This is a genomic window from Nitrobacter hamburgensis X14, from assembly GCF_000013885.1.
GTDB classification, from domain to species: Bacteria; Pseudomonadota; Alphaproteobacteria; order Rhizobiales; family Xanthobacteraceae; genus Nitrobacter; species Nitrobacter hamburgensis.
Genome location: NC_007964.1, coordinates 3,215,788 through 3,232,443, shown reverse-complemented (window position 1 = coordinate 3,232,443; position 16,656 = coordinate 3,215,788). Strand labels below are relative to the sequence as shown.

The following is a 16,656-nucleotide window of genomic DNA, read 5'->3' as shown; positions in this document are numbered from 1 at the left end:
GTCGTTGCGGAGGAAAGCTGAAGACGGAAGGATTTGAGCGGGTAGGGGTGGAACAGCCTGTCCGTTACAGCGTTCGAAACGGGTTGAGTTAGGGGTACCTAATGAGCGCGAACCAACGACACTCTTCTGATAGCGTCCATTTGTCTAACCATTTCATTTCAGGCGCCGCCCGGGCGGATCAAACAACGCACGCGATGGCCAATCCGGCCCAGACAATCTACCCGCGTCCTTCTCTCGATCTTCGGCCGCAACTGAATGTCGGGAGTGCGTCATGCGGGGCGTCCCCGCCACAGCAGCTCCGACATGATCGGGCGCACCTGCAAAACGCTGCTGCGGGGGCGGTTGATGCGGAGCCTCCTTGGCAGGCCCGCCCAAGACCTCTCGCAGCCGAACTCTCTTCAGTTTCCATGCCGCGCGCTGCAGACTTCGACCACGACGGCTGCAACGCTCAACGCTTCAACGGAACGGACGATTCATTCAGCGATGAGGCAAAGGCCGCAAGAAACGCAATTATCATTATAGATAAGCGAGCACTTGTTCGTGATTGTCTCGTGTATTGTTTGCAAGCCAAGTATGTCAGTCATGCGGTTTTCGCGTTCGCGACTTTGTCAGAGTGGATGAAAGTCGAGAATGATTTTCCCGCCCCATCGGTCATCCTTCTCTGTGTTCAGACCCGCCAAAAGAAAGCGTTAAACGATTCCGACGACGTCGAGAGCCTCGCGCGTGTTGCCGTGAGCGCACCTCTGATCATCGTCTCCGATGTCGAGGATGGTTCACGGATCATGCGTGCCATCGAGAGCGGAGCGCGTGGCTATATTCCAACCAGCATGACGCTCGGTATCGCCGTCGAAGCCGTGCGGCTGGTCGAGGCGGGGGGCACGTTTGTGCCGATCAGTGTGATGTCGTCGTTCCAGAATGCGGGCAACGGCGAAAACCAGCTATTCACCGCGCGCCAGATCATGGTTGTCGAGGCACTCTGCCGCGGCAGGGCGAACAAGCAGATCGCCTATGAACTCGGCATGTGTGAAAGCACCGTGAAGGTCCATATCCGTCATATCATGCGCAAGCTGAAGGCCCGGAACCGGACTGAGGTCGCGATGATGGTAAGCAGCTTGTTTGACAAGTTAGTGGATCAAAAGTCGGCGTCGAACAGGTGAGGATGGGTCAGTTTAGTCGAACGCCACAATGCGTGATGATGCTATCGACAGGCTTTCCGGTCGATCTGGTGTCGTAAGCTGTTAACGCGTCTGGTTCTATTCGTATTCGGCTCGGCCAATGACGAGTTCGGCGCCGCTGCCGTCTCCTGCGCTTGGCTCAACACGAATGGTGACTTGCGATGGTATCTTGCAGGCATCCGGCACAGCAAAACCGAAACGTTGTGCATTGGCGTTTCTCCCCGCGGTGAAGGGCTGCTGCGGGAAGATGCCGAACCGCCCGATCTCCCGTTGCTCCGGCCCGCAGGGGATCAGCACGACAGCTTCGACAGGCCCGCTCGGAGAGGGCATGAAACCGGTGACCGTAATGACAATTCGCGCGGACGTGTTCTGCGACAGATCGCGAGACGGCGCGATCGCCACCCGCGCCGGCGCTTTGACACTCGCACGCAGGTCATTGTCTTCCGCTGCCGCCATCTCGATGGCCAATAGCACCGCCAAGGCGAGGAAGACGGTTCGAATCGCGAAACCTATCGCTCGTTTCTTCGGCACCGTCTTCCCTCACGCCGTATATGCTACCCCGAAACGATGACGACCTCAACGCGCTGCGGCGTGGCACTACCGGCCTTGCCGTTTCCGGTCTCGTTGCCCACGACGACCTGCAACCCGATCGCACTCGGGATCGTTCCGGCCGAACCATAGACGCGCTGGAGTGCATCGGTGAGATCGAGGACGAAGGACGGAAGCTCGTGGCCCTCATGCGCGCCATGACCGCCCTCGCCGTGATCGAGGACGGCAAAGCTCCCGACGTAGCGGGGGTCCGACGTCGAGGCATCGGCCGGGACAGGTTCGTCGCCCAGATAAATGTGGATCGTCGTCGTGCTCGGATCGGTGATGGCGACATTACGAAGAATGGCCAGCGCCTGGCTTCCCCGTGTCGACGCTTCCCTGGCCGCGGAGAAATCCATCGTTTCGAACCCCGAGCCGACCGGAACGCTCCGCACGACGCCCTGCAGGGCAGCCTGCGGCACCGCGATTTTGAGCGCCAGCGCCGCATCCGGCGTCGCGCTCTTGGTATTTTCAACCACGGCGGTCGCGACCTTGTCGGTATTGATGGTGGCGGCCGTCGGCGCTGCGAGGATGGTGTTGAGCGAACGCTCCAGAGTCATCGTTCGGGCGGCGCTGGCGATCGCTGCCGTTGGCGCCTTGAACCCGTAGCTGTAACCGAGCTTTTCAGGAACGTAGAGGTCGGACACTTTCGGCGACCAGAACGATCCGTCCGGATTGAGGAAGTTTTCCTTAAACGGCATGTTCGTCCATAGCGGATCGGTGCTGTTCGCATGTTTGAGATTCCACAGCGCCCATATCCGGTCGATATTTCCGTGGTGCATGAAGAATATCGGATCGCGCGGCGATGCGGCCGTTGGCATCCAGCCGCCGATGTTGTTGTGGACCTGGTTGTGCGGCGACGCTTCGAGTGTGCCTTGCACGCCGCCGCCGCCAGTAATCCAATGTGGATCGAGCGAATTCTGTCCGGCGGGCCGGCTGGTTCCGAAGATCTCGTACGGCGACGCGTTGAGAATGGTTTTGAGCACCGAAGGCCCGACGATGTTCGCCGGCATCGGCTTGGTCGCTGGCCAGGTCCGTTTTTTTCCGTCCTCGCTCACGCACAGCCAGTTGGTCTTTCCGTCCGGAGTCTTCTCAGGCAGGAACACTTCGGGCATTGTCGGATTCGCCGTCCAGTCCCAGTAGGGCATGGCGAAGTCGTCGTTCTTCGTCAGATGCCGGACGATGCGTTCGTACATCGCCGTGAACGCGCGGTGCCAGGGCAGGAAGTACCAGTCGCCGTGCGGGCAGTAGCGAAACCCGGTGTTGATGCTGCCGTGAAAATTCGCGAGCTGTACCCAGTTGAACTTATCGTTGGTCGCCTTCTGCTTCATTATGCCGACCGCATCGCGATAAGTCGCGACGATCGGATCGTTCCAGGCAAGCCCCTGCAGCGAACGCCGGACCGGAGGCGTCTTGGGCGCCGCGAGCGCGCGCACCGCTGACATGTTCGCGGCGATGAGTCCGGCGCCGATCGCGCTGCCCTGCAGGAGAACCGTCCGTCGTGTCGTTGTCATATCGTCACCCCCATTGCGGCTTGAAAAGCCGGTATCAGACCTTCACTCGCGGCAGATCGACGATCGGAGTTTGTGGATCGCGATGTCAGGCCAGCCGCGAGGCGAGATAAAAGCCAACCAGGCGTTCTAAAAAACCGCACACGTTCGGCTTCGGCGTCCAGTTGGTTGGTTTAGGCGTAGTACATGCCGGAATGTCAAAACATTCGCACGCATCTCTTCTGAGCAAGTCCGCATGTCGCTTGATTGCAAAAAGACTTGATTGCGAAAGACTTGATTGCAGACGACATGGCATCCCCAGTCAGCAACAGCCGATCACAGGACAAAGTCTGCGCCTGCCAACACATGCAGTCAACGATTTGGAAAGGCGGCGTACGCGGCATACCTTGGCTTGCCGCCGGTTTGATAAACGCTCAGTTAAGGTAATCCAACGAACTCAACGGGACTGACGTGGCCGATCGTCGCGTGCCTGCGTGTCGTGTTTTAGAATCGCTTAAATGAAGTCGAACGCGTCGGCCAAGCCGGCTTCTCGGTCTGGAACGTCTTGAAAGCTGCGCGCGATAATAATGTGTCGCTAAGTTTGACGATTTTCATCGAGCATGGCCGACAAGCCGAGGCTGTTCGGTTCTACGAGATGGTTTTCGATACCTCTTCCACTGCAATCTTTAGCCCAGACAATCAATGGATCGGGTTCGACCTGCGGATCGGCGATACCGTCATTTCAATTGCGGGGGCAAGTCCGCGACGTGAAGCTGAGCCATCGCGGGGAGGTCCTTTCTTTCCAAAGGAGAAAGGTGCGGTCAACGTGATCCTTCGGTTGACAGTGAACGACATCGAAGAGGTGCTAAACAGAGCGATCGTCGCTGGGGCCACGGTTCGAGACAGACTGCAAGTTAGCCTTGAAGGTTTTCGTCTCGCGACCTTGTTCGACCCATTTGGCCACATCTGGGCGATTACAGAAAAGATCGCACGGCCATTGGAACGACGCCGAGCATCGTCCACAGCGCTATCGAAGTAAGGATAGGAGAGATAAAGGACTCGTTCTTCGGAGATCTACCGTTTCTCCTCAACGAGAATCCGATGCATGACGGCGATTTGTCCAGCCGGTCCAAGCTGAGCAGAGCGACGCGCCTCCATTGTCGGAGGGTGAGCGTGCGGTCTAATCCAGAGCTATTCCGGCTCTGATGGAATCAAAGCCGGGGCTCCAGCTTTTTGTTTGACGCGTTTTCTTGACACGAACCGGTAGCCGTCCTCGTGTCAAACCCGAGGACATGCTTCGCTCGAAAACGCTACAGCGGAGCTGCGAGAGTGGGCGGGATTCGCGCGTCGGCTGCCGGAACAAGCCGCGACGGTGCCCAAAAGCGGCAAGCATTTGGGCAACGCGCGCGCGGCATGTTTCGTTGAGGCCGATTGTGAAAGGTCTCGCCCGGATATGCTGAACAAAACGATGCCCTTGCCAGTGCGTTCAAAGCCGGGGCTATCGGTTCAACGGGCGGTGAGGGACTACAGTTGCTCCGCGATCTGGTTCAGTAACTTTTTAGCTTCGGCCCGCGCCAGTTTTTCATAATGAAAGAAGGGAGCCTTGTCGCTCTTGTCCAGAAGAACCTCGAGGTGGAGCGTCCGCCTCGTATCTGTATCGGTATCCACTGCCTCGACTAACAACCTGCCCCACAGCTTCCCGAAAGGGGCGTGATCGTCCAGTGCAAACTTCGTGTCGTCTACCTTGAAAGGCATCCCGGTCCTCATTTTGATTCGAAGGCTCAGATAATAGGCCTTGACTGGCTCTCCGAATAGCTCGGTACCATGCTGTGATGCAACTGGCGAATCCGGGTTGCGAGGGTAGCCCGGATGTGCAATGGGCAAGGCAGTGCATCCGGACGCGGTTTTTGCGGCCGCACCACCGCAGTCCGGGACCTCAGGTCGCCGTCGTCGTGAGCGGATGGCTTGATCGCCGGCTGCCCCATATCCAGATCGGATGTAACGTGTAGCGGCGGTGATACCCAAGGAAAAGCCAGTGTCTCGAATCCGAAGTTCGCCTCGCTGCGCTGCCCTGGATAGGGTTTCGGGACGATACCAAGAGCGAACAGGAGAAGGGCGGATATGACGGTTTCCACGGAACGCGCGGTCCTTGCCGGGGGCTGCTTCTGGGGTATGCAGGCCCTGTTGCGCCGGCATCCCGGCGTGATCTCGACCCGGGTCGGCTATACCGGCGGTGAGCTGCCGAACGCGACCTATCGCAACCACGGTGATCATGCCGAGGCCATCGAGGTCAGCTTCGACCCGCAAGCGATCAGCTATCGGCAACTGCTGGAGTTCTTTTTCCAGATCCATGACCCAAGCACGCAGGACAGTCAGGGTTACGATCAGGGCGCGAGTTATCGTTCGGCGATCTTCTACGCCAGCGACGAGCAGAAGCGGATCGCGGAAGAAACCATTGCCGATGTCGATGCCTCCGGCCTTTGGCCGGGCTGGGTCGTCACCGAGCTTGAGCCGGCCGGACCGTTCTGGGAGGCCGAGCCCGAGCATCAGGATTATCTGGAGCATCATCCCAACGGCTATACATGCCACTTCATACGGCCGCAGTGGAAGCTGCCGCCCAGGCAGGAGGCCGGTCAGGCCAAGGCCAGCGGAGCCCGTTGAGGGTGGCGGAGCCTCCGGTTTGCGGTCACGCCGCTCGTCCGCCCCGGTTGCGAGGCCTGGCGGGCAAAGATGACACAGACATGACGGCCCGCCGGTTGACGGTCCCGTCGAGATTCGCCATGTTTAGCCGATGCTGATACCGAAACTCGATCTGACCGGGCTGAAGTGCCCGATGCCGGCGCTCCAGACTCGCAAGGCATTGAAATCGCTGACGCCGGGCGATCGGCTCGAGGTGTATTGCACCGATCCGCTCTCGGTGATCGATATTCCGAATCTGGTCCGGGAGACCGGCGATTCCGTGGAAATCACCGAACGCGCGGAGAGCCGGATCGTTTTCCTGATCAAAAAAGCGGGAGCGCCGCCGTCGCTGGAGGACCGTTTCGGGTCGCTGTCGCTGCGGTCCTGGTGCCCGTATATCAAGTGACGCCGTCTGCTGCGATGGTGGCTGTTGGGCCGATAGACGACGGGCGAGACGGTTGAACTCGCCACTAGAGCCTTTTCGCTTCTGATGGAATCAGAAGCGGGCTCTATGATTTTGATTTGACGCGTTTTCTTCTCGCGAACCGGTACCCACTTCGCTCGAAAACGCTCTAGCAGCGGAAAGCTTCTATTCGCGCAAGCCGCTCCCGCGCACCCGGCGGATCATCTGTTCGACGTGCGGGATCGGCGTTTCCGGTTGAATGCCGTGGCCGAGATTGAAGATCAGGCGACCTCCGGCAAAATTCGCCAGCACGTCATCGACCGCACGATCGAGCGCGGCGCCGCCTGCGATCAGCGCCAGCGGATCGAGGTTACCCTGAACGGCGACCCGGCTCTGGACCTTCTCCCGGACCAATGATGGCTCGGCGGCCCAGTCGATGCTGACGGCGTCGACGCCGGTCGCCTCGATATAGGACGGCAGCAGCGCGCCGGCGCCACGGGGAAAGCCGATGATTTTTGCGTCCGGCACGATCTTGCGGACGCCTTCCACGATTCTGCGCGTGGGTTCGATCGACCACCGCGCGAATTCGCGCGGCGGCAGCACGCCCGCCCAGGTATCGAAAATCTGCAGCACATCGGCGCCGGCTTTGAGCTGGCCGAGCAGATAGCGGACGGAATTCTCCACCAGCACGTCGATGATTTTCGCAAACGCCTCGGGGTGGCGATAGGCCATCATCCGCGCCGGCGCCTGATCGGGCGTGCCGCGTCCGGCGACCATGTAGGTCGCCACCGTCCATGGCGCGCCGCAGAAACCGATCAGTGCTGTTTTTGAATCGAGTTCGCGCCTGACGCGGCGCAGCGCCTCGAACACCGGCTCAAGCTTCGTCATGTCGGCTTCGCGCGAAAGCGTAGCCGCCATGTCCGGCGTATCCAGCGGATCGAGCCGCGGGCCTTCACCGACTTCGAAACGCACCGAGCGCCCGAGCGCATAGGGAATGACGAGGATGTCGGAGAAGATGATGGCGGCGTCGAACGCGAAGCGGCGGATCGGCTGCAACGTCACCTCGGCGGCGAATTCCGGCGTGAAGCAGAGATCGAGAAAACCGCCGGCTTTCGCGCGCAGCTCGCGATATTCCGGCAGATAGCGTCCCGCCTGCCGCATCATCCAGATCGGCGGCACGGCCTGGCGGCGGCCCGAAAGCACTTCGAGAAATGGCTTGATGGTCGAATCCTGTGCCAAGGCGTGTTCCGTGAATGGTTTGTGTGTCCGGTGGTCTGATACACGACCGGCAGGGTCTTGGCCACGGCGTCCGCAGCGCTTGTGGGCGTTCGGCTGCGAACGGCCATGGGATCGCGCATCGGGGAGGGCCCGATGCGCGGGTTTTCGGGCGCGGGAGCCTGCGCTTGCGCCCGCACTCACGCCTGACCGTTTGCCCGGTGACGTCGCTTACGCCGCGGCGACCAGCACCACCTCGGAGTCCTGCGCTCATAACAAGGGGACGACAAGTATCGAGTGCGACGGGGCGATCGTGGCGCTTTCGCGGAGTATCACGCCGCCGGAACCTGCCGGTCCCATCTTGTTGCCAGAAACGAACCTTTCTGCCGCCGCAATGGTTTGAGGAGGTGTCGGCGTGTGAAGCATTCGCAAAAGGTGACACATGCGCAGGCACGGAATGTTTCTGTTGTTCGCGATGCTGGCCGGCGGCATCGCGATCGCCACGCACGCCGCGCACGCGGAAGAATATCGCGGCACGTTCGCTCAGCGGCTCGCCTGCACGCCCGATGTACTCAGGTTGTGCGGCAGCGCAGTCCCCGACGTCGCTCGTATCGTTGCATGTTTGATGGTGTGGAACGGCCCTTCGAAGCGGCACCGAAGGTGCTTATCGTGGTGATGCGAACCGCCACGAAACAAAAGGAACCGTTCCCATGGAGAAGATTATCACGATCGGCTTAGACTTGGCCAAGTCGGTATTTCAGGTCCACGGCATTGCCGACGACGGGAGTATCGTCGTCCGCCGAGCCTTGCGGCGATCGCAGGTGCTGGACTTCTTCCGCGCTATCGACCCGTGCCTTGTCGGGATCGAGGCGTGTGCAAGCTCGCACTACTGGGCGAATGCCATTGGGCAACTCGGGCATACGGTCAGGATGATGCCGCCGACCTACGTGAAGGCCTACGTCAAGCGAAGCAAGACCGACGCTGCTGATGCCGAGGCGATTTGCGAAGCAGTATCGCGGCCCACCATGCGCTTCGTGCCCATCAAGACCCCCGCCGAACAGGCAGCCTGCATGGTGCTGAGGACCCGTGAACTATTCGTCCGTCAGCGGAGCCAGACGGCGAATGCAATGCGTGCTCATATGGCTGAGCTCGGCATCATCGCCGCCGCGGGCATGACCAGTATCGCGAAGCTCATCCTGGTCCTGCGGGACGCAGAGGACACGCGTCTCCCAGTCGCGGCTCGGGCAGCGCTCCTCGAGATGGCCGAGCAAATCGAGATGCTGACGGCACGTATCGAGAAACTCGATACGAAGATCATCGCGACAGTGAAGGCAGATGAGACCGCCTGGCGACTGACCAGCATCCCAGGCGTCGGACCGATCATCGCCGCGACAGTCCGAGCCACAATTCAGGATCCCACGGTATTCAAAACGGGCCGCGATCTTGCTGCCTGGATCGGAATTACTCCGCGAGCTAACTCCAGCGGCGGCAAGGAGCGGCTTGGCCGAATATCAAAACAGGGAAATAAACAGTTGCGCACGCTGCTGATCGTTGGCGCGACATCGATCCTGAAGCAAGCTCGCAGAGGCGTAAAGCTGCCCTCGTGGATCATCTCGCTGATGGCACGGCGACCATATAAGGTCGTAGCCGTCGCGCTGGCCAACAAGATCGCCCGCACGATTTGGGCGCTTCTCGTCAAAGGCGGCACGTACCAAGCACCCGCGATCATGACGAGGGCATAGAACAAAAGGAATTCCGGCGTCTCGCGCTGGGATCAAGCGGCAAGGTGCCAAAGCATGATGAACCTGAGGGACGATACCTCGATGCCGACCAGACCGTCTGACGCACTGCGCCTTCGAGCGCGTGAATTTGATTAGGCGATCGGTATCGCGGATCTCATCGTGGCCAGCGGTTAAGGACCGCGCCAATTAGGCCGGACATATGACTGCACCGTCCGACGGCGATTTATGCGACGAATACCTTGCTAACCGGGCCGTTCCACATATGCGTCAGAACGAGATGCAGCTCGGCGCGTCATGCAAGGCGGTATTCGAGTCCAACGCCGAAGCGACGCCGGGCGACGTCGCGGCGAGACCTCTGGCGCCCGGGGCCGTTCCCGGGGCAGTTAATCCGTCTGCTCGCTAACCCGTTTAGAATCTGATTCAATGCAGTTGAATCAGATTCTAGGCAACGGGAACGAAAGCCGGGCGTTGACGGCTGTTGCGGGCGAATTTCCGGGTGGTCATCGGCTTGCCGAACAGAAAGCCCTGGATGAAATCGACACCGATGCCATGCATCGCGAGGAAATCGTCGCGGGTCTCGACGCCTTCAGCCACCGTTTTGACGCCGTGGCTCTTGGCCAGATCGACGATCTGGCTGCAGACGGAGCGCTTGAGCCGCGCGGACGAACTGCCGTCAACGAATTTGCGATCGAGCTTGATCTCGGCGAATGGAAATTCGTCCAGCGCCGCCAGCGCCGGCCATTCGGTGCCGACGTCGTCGATCGAAAAGCCGATGTTGTGGTATCGCAGCCGCTGCGCGGCTTCGACCGCGAGCGGCAGATTCCGCACGACGGCACTGCCGTCGACCTCCACGGTCAAGCCGTCGAAGGCGGGGTGATCCGGAAACTGCAAACGCAGATCGTCGACGGCATTGGCGTCCGCGAAGAAGGCAAGGGGCAGATTGATGGAAATATGGATGCTTCCGGACTTGGCGACGAGATAGCGCCAGTCCTGGAAAACGCGGCCGATGACGAAATGCGACAGGGCCCGGAAATTCGGATCGTCCTCGTCGGGAAGAAAATAGGCCGGCGGAACGATCCCCCAGTTCGGGTGACGCAGCCGGATCAGCGCTTCGGCGCCGCCCAGAGCAAGGCTTCGTGCATCGATCTTGGGTTGATACCAGAGTTCGAGCCAGCCGGCGCCAAGCGCCTCGGCCACATCGACCGGCGGCGGGGGCGGCTCGGCCGGCACCAGGGCGGCGACGCGGGCGTGCAGGTCCCTGTCACTGAAAGGCGTCGGCAGCATCGGCAGCAAGTCAAGCGCCAGTTTCTCGCCGAGCTCCCGTGCCGCCCTGACGGCGGGTGCATCCGGCGGTCCGATCAGCAGCACCGTTGCGGCGCAGGCCCGGACCGCGAGCAGGTTCAGGATGTCCGGAACCGGCAGACCGTTCATCGAGAAGCTGATGACGACGAGGTCGGGGAAGTCAGAACGCAACGAGGCATCGAGGTCGTCCAGCGTCGCGCAGGCGTGCGGAATGAACCCCTGTTCCTCGAGCGTCTCGCTGAGCAGCGACCGCACGTGATGCTTGCTCTCGACAATGCAGGCGCGGGGCTTGATCCTTCGCTTGCCGAAGGGCGTTTCTGCAATTTTGTCGTCGTAGCTGGCTTTTTGGGTCATACCGGTTCCTTGCTGGCGGACGCTAAAGAGAGACCGCCAGGTATGGCCGCATAAGGGTTCTCGCCGGCTATGCACCGGAGAATGTCGGCGCATCGTTAACCTTGATAAAGCGATTCAAGATTGAATTGAGGGGAACCTGTGAAGCGAGGCCTCAAGACTAGCGCCATATGCCGCGGCGGGCCGAGGTCGTCGATACCAACTCATGGTCGCAGGAAAGCCGCCGCCGCGATCACCAGCGCGGCGATTGCCGCCGCGGCGAGGATCAGTTGCAGGAGCCGCTGCCGTCTCGTTTCGTGCCGGTCGTGAAACGCCAGCCAGTCCCGGACGAATTCCGGGGGGATGTCGTATACGACCGTATGCCTTCTCCGGCGTGTTTCATGATCGGCAAACATGGCCCTGACTGTGGACACACCCAGTCGCTCCAGCTCGCAGTGCCACTGCCAGGCGTGCTCGCCGTTGGTCCATCTGTTTTCGAAGGGAAGCCGATGCGATTTCATAACGGACCTCCAGCATGTGTCCGTCGCCGCCTGGCTCTCGCCGTGCCTAATGTTCGCTGCGAGCATTGGCGCGCGCTTGAAATGTTACTGCGGAGACCCCTTTCCGTCCAATCCATCTTTGCGCCAGTGCGGCAAGGGCCGTGGAGGAAACCGTCCTAGGGCCAATCGACATTCAGGATTCCCAAAGCGCGTGATGTCTGATTCATCAGGTTCCATGTTGAGGCATGGAGCGCACGATGGGGCTCAAGCGGTACGAATTGGACGAGACGCAATGGCTGCGGATTGCGCTGCTTCTGCCCGGCAAGGCGCGCGATCCGGGCCGCACTGGGTCTGATAACCGTTTGTTTGTGAACGGTTGTTCGTGGGTTCTGCGATCGGGCGTGCACTGGCGCGACTTGCCCGAGCGTTATGGCAAGTGGAAAACTGTGCATCGGCGGTTCAGCCGGTGGTGCCATGCCGGTGTGTGGGAACGGGTGTTCGCCACGCTGACCGCCGACCGCGACAACCAATACCTGACGCTCGACAGCACCATCGTTCGCGCCCATCAGCAGGCAGCGACCGGGGGAGGGGGCAAGGATCAGGCGCTGGGGCGTCCCCGAGGTGGATTGACCACTAAAATCCACATGCTCTGCGACACGCTGGGTCGTCCTTTGCGGTTTCTGATCACGCCGGGCCAAGCCAGTGACATCGCCGCCGGCGTCGGCCGGTAGAGGCGTTGAGGTCTCGACGAGCGATCCATCAAACCGGCTCTGCCCTCGGCTTTGAAGCGGGCGATCCATTTGTGCGCCGTCCGCGGGCAGACACCTGCGGCATCGGCGGCAGCCTGCGGCGTCTGCCTGCTCAGCACGGCTTGGACCAACCGCTCTCGACCAATCGGCGTCAAACAGGCATTCTTGTGGATGTTCATCCGGTCCTCCGGGGTGCGTGAAGCCTCGACAACTTCGGCTTCCCCGAACCAGACCGGATGGACAACCTATTGAAAGCTCACATCTAGTCGTTACGCAGGTTCTCGGCGGTGCGCTTCCATTGCGCGACGTTATCCGCGATCATCCGCGTCGACTTCATCGCGGCCTGGCTCAATTGGGCATACCCCGAGATTTCACGCTGGACGCGCTGTCCTTCCGCATGAAGCAGATCGCGGAGGCTTTCGAGTTCGGTGACGAGGCTCTCGATTTCGGCGAGCGACGTTCCGGCCACGCGCTGGATCAGCGAGTTGACGTTGTTCACCGTCGCTTCCGTGCTCGGCTCCAGCTTCGCATCGGTGTTCGGAGCACCCGCGGCCGGCCGGCGCAGATAGGCGATATCGTTGCGCACGAAATCGCGGATACCCGCTTCGACCTCTGAGACGGCGGCAAGATTGGTATCGGCCTCGGGCGCGCTTGATTCGGCTTTTTCAGATGGAGTGGCGTTCATCGGCTTGTTCCCTGTTTCGCGTTGAGCGAGCGCGGATGTCCCCCCGCACGACGAGTTTTTAACTTTTTAACGCTGCCATCAGTGCTGCCGATTTTGACAACATCGGGGCCAATCTGCGGCGGGCCGCGTTCAATCCCCGAAATCAGACGCGCCGTCGTTGCGCGCTCACCAGTTGCGTTTGAATGCTGCGGTCAGGCTGGCGTTCAGGGGGCCGAGCGGCGTTTCGCTGATCGAACCGGTGACACTGACGCCGTCGTACAGCTTCTGCTCGGCGCCGATCGTGCGAAGCCATTTGTCGTCCGCCGAGGACAGCGACCGCCCGGCGATCAGGCTGGTGCCGGTGCCGGCCATGCTCAGCCTGGCCGATTGGTCGGTCTCGTAACTTCGCGCGGGGTACCCGTTGATGCCGGGGATCGGCAGCGCGCTGTGCTGAACGACGTTATAGCCGTTCTGAAGGGTGAGCCCATAACGGCCGTCGCCGAGGCGCAGCGATTTGATGAGCGCGGTATCGAGCATGGTTTGATCCTGGGCCGGGTCGATCCGTGCTTTGAGCGCGGTCTTGTCCCAGATCGAGCCAAGGCCTGGCGCGGTGGCGGCCGCCCACGCCGTGCCGGAGGATTGCGACGGGCGTCCGTCGATGGCGAGCCGCTGGTCGGTTACGAGATCCGACGCCGTCAATGGCGACGGCTGACGCACGACGGTCATGTCGACACCGACCCGCGCGTCCCAGAGCGGTGACACCGAACGCCTGGCGGTAAGGGCCGCGGAGCCGTCCGCATTGTCGTGCGACGTCCAGGCGAGTCCGGCGTTGGATGAGGGTTGCGACGAACGCTGCGAACGCCGGGCTTGCGGCGCTGCTTCCATAGCAAGGGTGTAACCGTCGATGTCGAGCTGGCTCCAGTCGACCGCAGCGTCTCCGGACGAGTCGTCGGCGGGGGTGATTTGTTCCGCCGTGCTGTCGGGAGCGCCGTCAGCAGCCGACTGCGCCGGCGAAGTCCCGGTTATCGCCCAACTGGCGGCAGCCGCCAGAAGCAGTAAACCTGAACGTCGCATGATCCCCGAAGCCATGGCCCCACACCAACCCGTCAATCCGAAGCCGCACATTGCCACCCCGCTTGTTCGAAATTATGGCGCGCGGCGTGTGCGCGTCGGCGCCGATGCCTATATGCCTGTCATGGTGAATTCAGTCTTGCCCGCGACTGCACGGCCGCACCGGCCTGCGCCAATACTGATCTGCAGGAAATGCCTCAAGCGTGCCGCGAACGGCCGCGCGATCAAGCGCGCGCTGAAGGCGGAATTGAAGGCGTTAGGCCGGGCGCGCGGCGTGAAGCGCCCGCGCATCGTCATGACCGGCTGCTTCGGGATCTGTCCGAAACGCGCCGTGACGGCCGCGAGCGGCGCGACGCTGGCGCGCGGCGAATTCCTGCTGCTGGCGGATGACGATCAGGCGACGGCAGCGGCGGCAAGACTGATGGCGCGCGACATTTAAGCGGATCAGGCTTTCGCCGGCTTCGCCGATTTCGATTTCGCTGTTTTGCCGGACGCCTTTTTCGGCGCTGCGAGCGTTTGCGCCGCGAGCGCATCCGCCGCCCGCCGCATCGCTCGCGCGTAGCTGTCGGCGGCGTTGTCGGCCGACATTCGCAGCCGACTTGCGGCAGCGGTGCCTTCCTCGAACGCGTGCTTCGCCATCTGCCGGAAGCGTTGCTTGCCGGCGGCATCCTTCGCTTTAGCGGCGAGGGTGAGGTAGCGTGCGCGCCGCGCCTTGACGGCCGCCGTCAGGCCTTTGTGCTGCTGCTTGGCAAGCTGCCGGATTATGACGTCGAGATCGGCGTCCGCCATGTTCGTGCCCCCGGACGATATGAAGAGAAATCGTGTCATGCTTAGAGCACGATCCCGAAAAGTGGAAACCGGTTTTCGGATAAGATCATGCTCAATAAAAGGGTAAGGCTAGATTCTGGTCAACGCAGTTAAATCAGAATCGAGCAGGCGGCAAGATGGGTCGCAATCGCGGGATCGCCCTGACGCGTGGTTGCTTACGAGAGCGAAAAAGCAGCCTCAATGCCCGCTCATGACCAGCGTCTTGACCGGAAGCACGAGGGCCTGGATGCGCAACAGCATCGCATGCACGATCCCCACGGCGTCTATGCCGTGGAGCACGACACGCTTGAATGTGCCGGTATCCTTCGACGCGATCTGGTCGTGGTTGCTGGTATAGGCGTTGACGACGCAACTGCTTCCGGGTGTGACGCCGTCCAGGCCGCCTTTGTAAAGCGGCTCGAGGAGGACGAGAATCGAACCTGGACGCAGAGCCTGCCCCGCCTCGATGAGCTGCTCGCCGCTCCGGAACTGACCCGCCGCGATGTAGTCCTGTACGCTCGTTATCACCATCGGAATAATGGTCCACGGTTTCGAAATACACGTGGCCTCCGCCACCATTCCGACCTTCATCACCTGCGCTTCGATCTGGCCGAACCCCGCCGCCAGGTACTGTTTGCCCGCACCCTCCGGGATCAGGATTCCCCCCGGCCGCATGATCGGGCTGACGATATCGCCCGGTCGCAACGAGAACTGCTCGACGCGTCCCGCAACGCCAGCGCGGACGTAGGTCTTGTCGAGATCGACCTGCGCCTGTGCCAGCGCCGCCTCGGCGCTGGCTTTCTCCGCGGGAAGAAGCGACGTCACGCGGACCATTGCGGATTGTTTGGCCGCATTCGCCGCATCGACGGTGCCCTCCCGTCCCGCGAGCAGCACCTGGAGTTTCTCGATGTCGCGCTGCGGGACGATCCCCGGATTGCGCCGTTGCAGTTCGCGCTTCACGTTGAGATCGTCGGACGCCTGCTGATACGCGCTTTTGGCCTCCCGGATTTGGCCATCCGCCTTGATGATGTCTGCCTGTGCAGCGTCCAGCTCGGCATCCACCTCGGCGATCTTACGCCGGGCGGTTTCCAGCGCCGCTTCCTGCGTCGTACTGTCGAGCTTGAAGATCACGTCGTTCTTCTTCACGGGTGCGCTGAAATCGACATGAACCTCCGACACCCGCCCGGTCGCCTCGGAGATGATCGGAACGGTCCTGAAGAACAAGGTCGCCGTTGTCGTCGAGGGATGGAAATAGAAGATCAGCGTGATCAGGGCGACCGTGAGCATCAAACAGGCGGTGATGCCCCACCTCAGTTCGAACCAGACGGAATAGAGCGTGATGTCGCGGCCAATCCGCTTTCCCTGCGCGTAGCGCCGGTAAAGATAATCGGGGAATATTGTCAGCAGCGAGCACAGCAGCAGTTCAAGCATGGCCCTGCACCCCGCTCGCGCCGGCGTCATCCTTGTCGGGGTCCTTTTTGCCGGACGCCTTCGCCATGTCTAGTTTGGCCATGTCCGGTGCGTCGGCGGCGTCATCGGCCGCGATATCGTGCGGGGGCCGGGGCGCTTCCGCGCCTGGCTGGACGCCGGCGATTGTCGCCACGGAGCTGGCGATGCTGCGCAGCGGGGTGCTGAAATCCGGCAGGTCGATCATCGCCAGCAATAGTCCCGCCACCCAGAACAGATGGATGTGGGTGAACAGCGCCAGCAAGCCGAGAACGGCGACGATCTCGAACTGCAGCTTCTGCGACTTATGCGCCATCCGCTCCGGCATGGTATGCAGCCGCAGATAGATATTGCCGACCGCCAGAACGGCTCCAATCAGGATGACGCCGACAGCCACCATCAAGACGTCCGTGTCACCGGGCGCTGTGATGAAGGAGGGAAGATCATGGGGTGCGTTTGGATGAAGCAACTCGCTCAAGCGGTCCTCCATTCCAG

General features: G+C 61.3%; 17 protein-coding genes and 2 pseudogenes. 7 read left to right on the top strand and 12 right to left on the bottom strand.

Translation table 11 applies throughout. The annotated features are described in order from the left end of the window. Positions 1-101 precede the first annotated feature (101 nt). Complete coding sequence (locus tag NHAM_RS15090) at positions 102-1,157, top strand: response regulator transcription factor (RefSeq protein WP_011511372.1); 1,056 nt, start codon at positions 102-104, stop codon at positions 1,155-1,157. A gap of 96 nt (positions 1,158-1,253) precedes the next feature. Here the strand turns inward: NHAM_RS15090 and NHAM_RS15085 are convergent, their stop codons facing one another. Further along, positions 1,254-1,706: a hypothetical protein gene (locus NHAM_RS15085; RefSeq protein ID WP_011511371.1), complete on the bottom strand. Its 453-nt coding sequence runs from the start codon at positions 1,704-1,706 to the stop codon at positions 1,254-1,256. A 23-nt stretch (positions 1,707-1,729) separates the two neighbouring features. Next, the gene (locus tag NHAM_RS15080) at positions 1,730-3,277 is read right to left on the bottom strand and encodes a tyrosinase family protein (protein ID WP_011511370.1); all 1,548 of its coding nucleotides are present in this window, start codon (positions 3,275-3,277) and stop codon (positions 1,730-1,732) included. A 541-nt stretch (positions 3,278-3,818) separates the two neighbouring features. On the opposite strand from NHAM_RS15080, the gene NHAM_RS15075 reads away from it, so the two are divergent. Further along, on the top strand, positions 3,819-4,292 hold the full coding sequence (locus tag NHAM_RS15075) for a VOC family protein (RefSeq protein ID WP_011511369.1): 474 nt from the start codon (positions 3,819-3,821) through the stop codon (positions 4,290-4,292). 485 nt (positions 4,293-4,777) lie between these two features. On the opposite strand, the gene NHAM_RS28280 is transcribed toward NHAM_RS15075, so the two are convergent. Then, entirely contained in the window at positions 4,778-5,137 is a 360-nt protein-coding gene (locus NHAM_RS28280) for a hypothetical protein (RefSeq protein WP_245269908.1), read from the bottom strand. A 237-nt stretch (positions 5,138-5,374) separates the two neighbouring features. Here NHAM_RS28280 and msrA point away from each other — a divergent pair, with 237 nt between their 5' ends. Further along, positions 5,375-5,914, top strand: coding sequence for a peptide-methionine (S)-S-oxide reductase MsrA (gene msrA / locus NHAM_RS15065; RefSeq protein WP_011511367.1), 540 nt, complete (start codon positions 5,375-5,377; stop codon positions 5,912-5,914). A gap of 130 nt (positions 5,915-6,044) precedes the next feature. Beyond that, positions 6,045-6,338: a sulfurtransferase TusA family protein gene (locus NHAM_RS15060; protein ID WP_011511366.1), complete on the top strand. Its 294-nt coding sequence runs from the start codon at positions 6,045-6,047 to the stop codon at positions 6,336-6,338. A 183-nt stretch (positions 6,339-6,521) separates the two neighbouring features. On the opposite strand, the gene hemE is transcribed toward NHAM_RS15060, so the two are convergent. Next, a complete protein-coding gene (gene hemE, locus NHAM_RS15055; protein WP_011511365.1) occupies positions 6,522-7,574 on the bottom strand; it encodes a uroporphyrinogen decarboxylase in 1,053 nt (350 codons plus the stop codon). 686 nt (positions 7,575-8,260) lie between these two features. Here hemE and NHAM_RS15045 point away from each other — a divergent pair. Next, positions 8,261-9,292 (top strand): IS110 family transposase, encoded by a 1,032-nt coding sequence (locus NHAM_RS15045; RefSeq protein WP_011508717.1) that lies wholly within the window; start codon positions 8,261-8,263, stop codon positions 9,290-9,292. A gap of 441 nt (positions 9,293-9,733) precedes the next feature. Here NHAM_RS15045 and NHAM_RS15040 read toward each other — a convergent pair whose 3' ends face one another. Both NHAM_RS15040 and NHAM_RS15035 read right to left on the bottom strand, forming a co-directional pair. Continuing rightward, complete coding sequence (locus NHAM_RS15040; RefSeq protein ID WP_011511363.1) at positions 9,734-10,948, bottom strand: EAL domain-containing response regulator; 1,215 nt, start codon at positions 10,946-10,948, stop codon at positions 9,734-9,736. 200 nt (positions 10,949-11,148) lie between these two features. Beyond that, a complete protein-coding gene (locus NHAM_RS15035; protein WP_041359056.1) occupies positions 11,149-11,445 on the bottom strand; it encodes a hypothetical protein in 297 nt (98 codons plus the stop codon). Between the two features lie 236 nt (positions 11,446-11,681). On the opposite strand from NHAM_RS15035, the pseudogene NHAM_RS15030 reads away from it, so the two are divergent. Further along, a pseudogene (locus NHAM_RS15030) lies at positions 11,682-12,131 on the top strand (IS5 family transposase); the annotation flags it as partial. A gap of 32 nt (positions 12,132-12,163) precedes the next feature. Here NHAM_RS15030 and NHAM_RS25050 read toward each other — a convergent pair. The 3 genes and pseudogenes from NHAM_RS25050 to NHAM_RS15020 form a co-directional block, all read right to left on the bottom strand. Continuing rightward, positions 12,164-12,352, bottom strand: a pseudogene (locus NHAM_RS25050) (leucine zipper domain-containing protein); the annotation flags it as partial. 83 nt (positions 12,353-12,435) lie between these two features. Then, the gene (locus NHAM_RS15025; protein WP_011511360.1) at positions 12,436-12,858 is read right to left on the bottom strand and encodes a hypothetical protein; all 423 of its coding nucleotides are present in this window, start codon (positions 12,856-12,858) and stop codon (positions 12,436-12,438) included. Positions 12,859-13,023: 165 nt separating this feature from the next. Beyond that, a complete protein-coding gene (locus NHAM_RS15020; RefSeq protein WP_245269907.1) occupies positions 13,024-13,911 on the bottom strand; it encodes a hypothetical protein in 888 nt (295 codons plus the stop codon). On the opposite strand from NHAM_RS15020, the gene NHAM_RS15015 reads away from it, so the two are divergent. Then, entirely contained in the window at positions 13,910-14,347 is a 438-nt protein-coding gene (locus NHAM_RS15015) for a (2Fe-2S) ferredoxin domain-containing protein (RefSeq protein ID WP_347336411.1), read from the top strand. The two genes, NHAM_RS15020 and NHAM_RS15015, sit on opposite strands and share 2 nt — an antisense overlap. Before the next feature lie 5 nt (positions 14,348-14,352). Here NHAM_RS15015 and NHAM_RS15010 read toward each other — a convergent pair whose 3' ends face one another. The 3 genes from NHAM_RS15010 to NHAM_RS15000 form a co-directional block, all read right to left on the bottom strand. Further along, a complete protein-coding gene (locus NHAM_RS15010) occupies positions 14,353-14,697 on the bottom strand; it encodes a hypothetical protein (protein ID WP_011511357.1) in 345 nt (114 codons plus the stop codon). Between the two features lie 216 nt (positions 14,698-14,913). Next, complete coding sequence (locus tag NHAM_RS15005) at positions 14,914-16,146, bottom strand: HlyD family secretion protein (protein WP_011511356.1); 1,233 nt, start codon at positions 16,144-16,146, stop codon at positions 14,914-14,916. Continuing rightward, positions 16,139-16,639: a hypothetical protein gene (locus NHAM_RS15000; RefSeq protein WP_011511355.1), complete on the bottom strand. Its 501-nt coding sequence runs from the start codon at positions 16,637-16,639 to the stop codon at positions 16,139-16,141. The genes NHAM_RS15005 and NHAM_RS15000 overlap by 8 nt, the downstream gene beginning before the upstream one ends. Between the last annotated feature and the right edge of the window lie 17 nt (positions 16,640-16,656).

Coding starts and splice junctions, on each gene's coding strand:
- NHAM_RS15090 (WP_011511372.1), top strand. CDS start 102: ATGAGCGCGAACCAACGACACTCTTCTGATAGCGTCCATTTGTCTAAC.
- NHAM_RS15080 (WP_011511370.1), bottom strand. CDS start 3,277: ATGACAACGACACGACGGACGGTTCTCCTGCAGGGCAGCGCGATCGGC.
- msrA (WP_011511367.1), top strand. CDS start 5,375: ATGACGGTTTCCACGGAACGCGCGGTCCTTGCCGGGGGCTGCTTCTGG.
- NHAM_RS15060 (WP_011511366.1), top strand. CDS start 6,045: ATGCTGATACCGAAACTCGATCTGACCGGGCTGAAGTGCCCGATGCCG.
- NHAM_RS15045 (WP_011508717.1), top strand. CDS start 8,261: ATGGAGAAGATTATCACGATCGGCTTAGACTTGGCCAAGTCGGTATTT.
- NHAM_RS15040 (WP_011511363.1), bottom strand. CDS start 10,948: ATGACCCAAAAAGCCAGCTACGACGACAAAATTGCAGAAACGCCCTTC.
- NHAM_RS15035 (WP_041359056.1), bottom strand. CDS start 11,445: ATGAAATCGCATCGGCTTCCCTTCGAAAACAGATGGACCAACGGCGAG.
- NHAM_RS15025 (WP_011511360.1), bottom strand. CDS start 12,858: ATGAACGCCACTCCATCTGAAAAAGCCGAATCAAGCGCGCCCGAGGCC.
- NHAM_RS15015 (WP_347336411.1), top strand. CDS start 13,910: ATGATCCCCGAAGCCATGGCCCCACACCAACCCGTCAATCCGAAGCCG.
- NHAM_RS15020 (WP_245269907.1), bottom strand. CDS start 13,911: ATGCGACGTTCAGGTTTACTGCTTCTGGCGGCTGCCGCCAGTTGGGCG.
- NHAM_RS15010 (WP_011511357.1), bottom strand. CDS start 14,697: ATGGCGGACGCCGATCTCGACGTCATAATCCGGCAGCTTGCCAAGCAG.
- NHAM_RS15005 (WP_011511356.1), bottom strand. CDS start 16,146: ATGCTTGAACTGCTGCTGTGCTCGCTGCTGACAATATTCCCCGATTAT.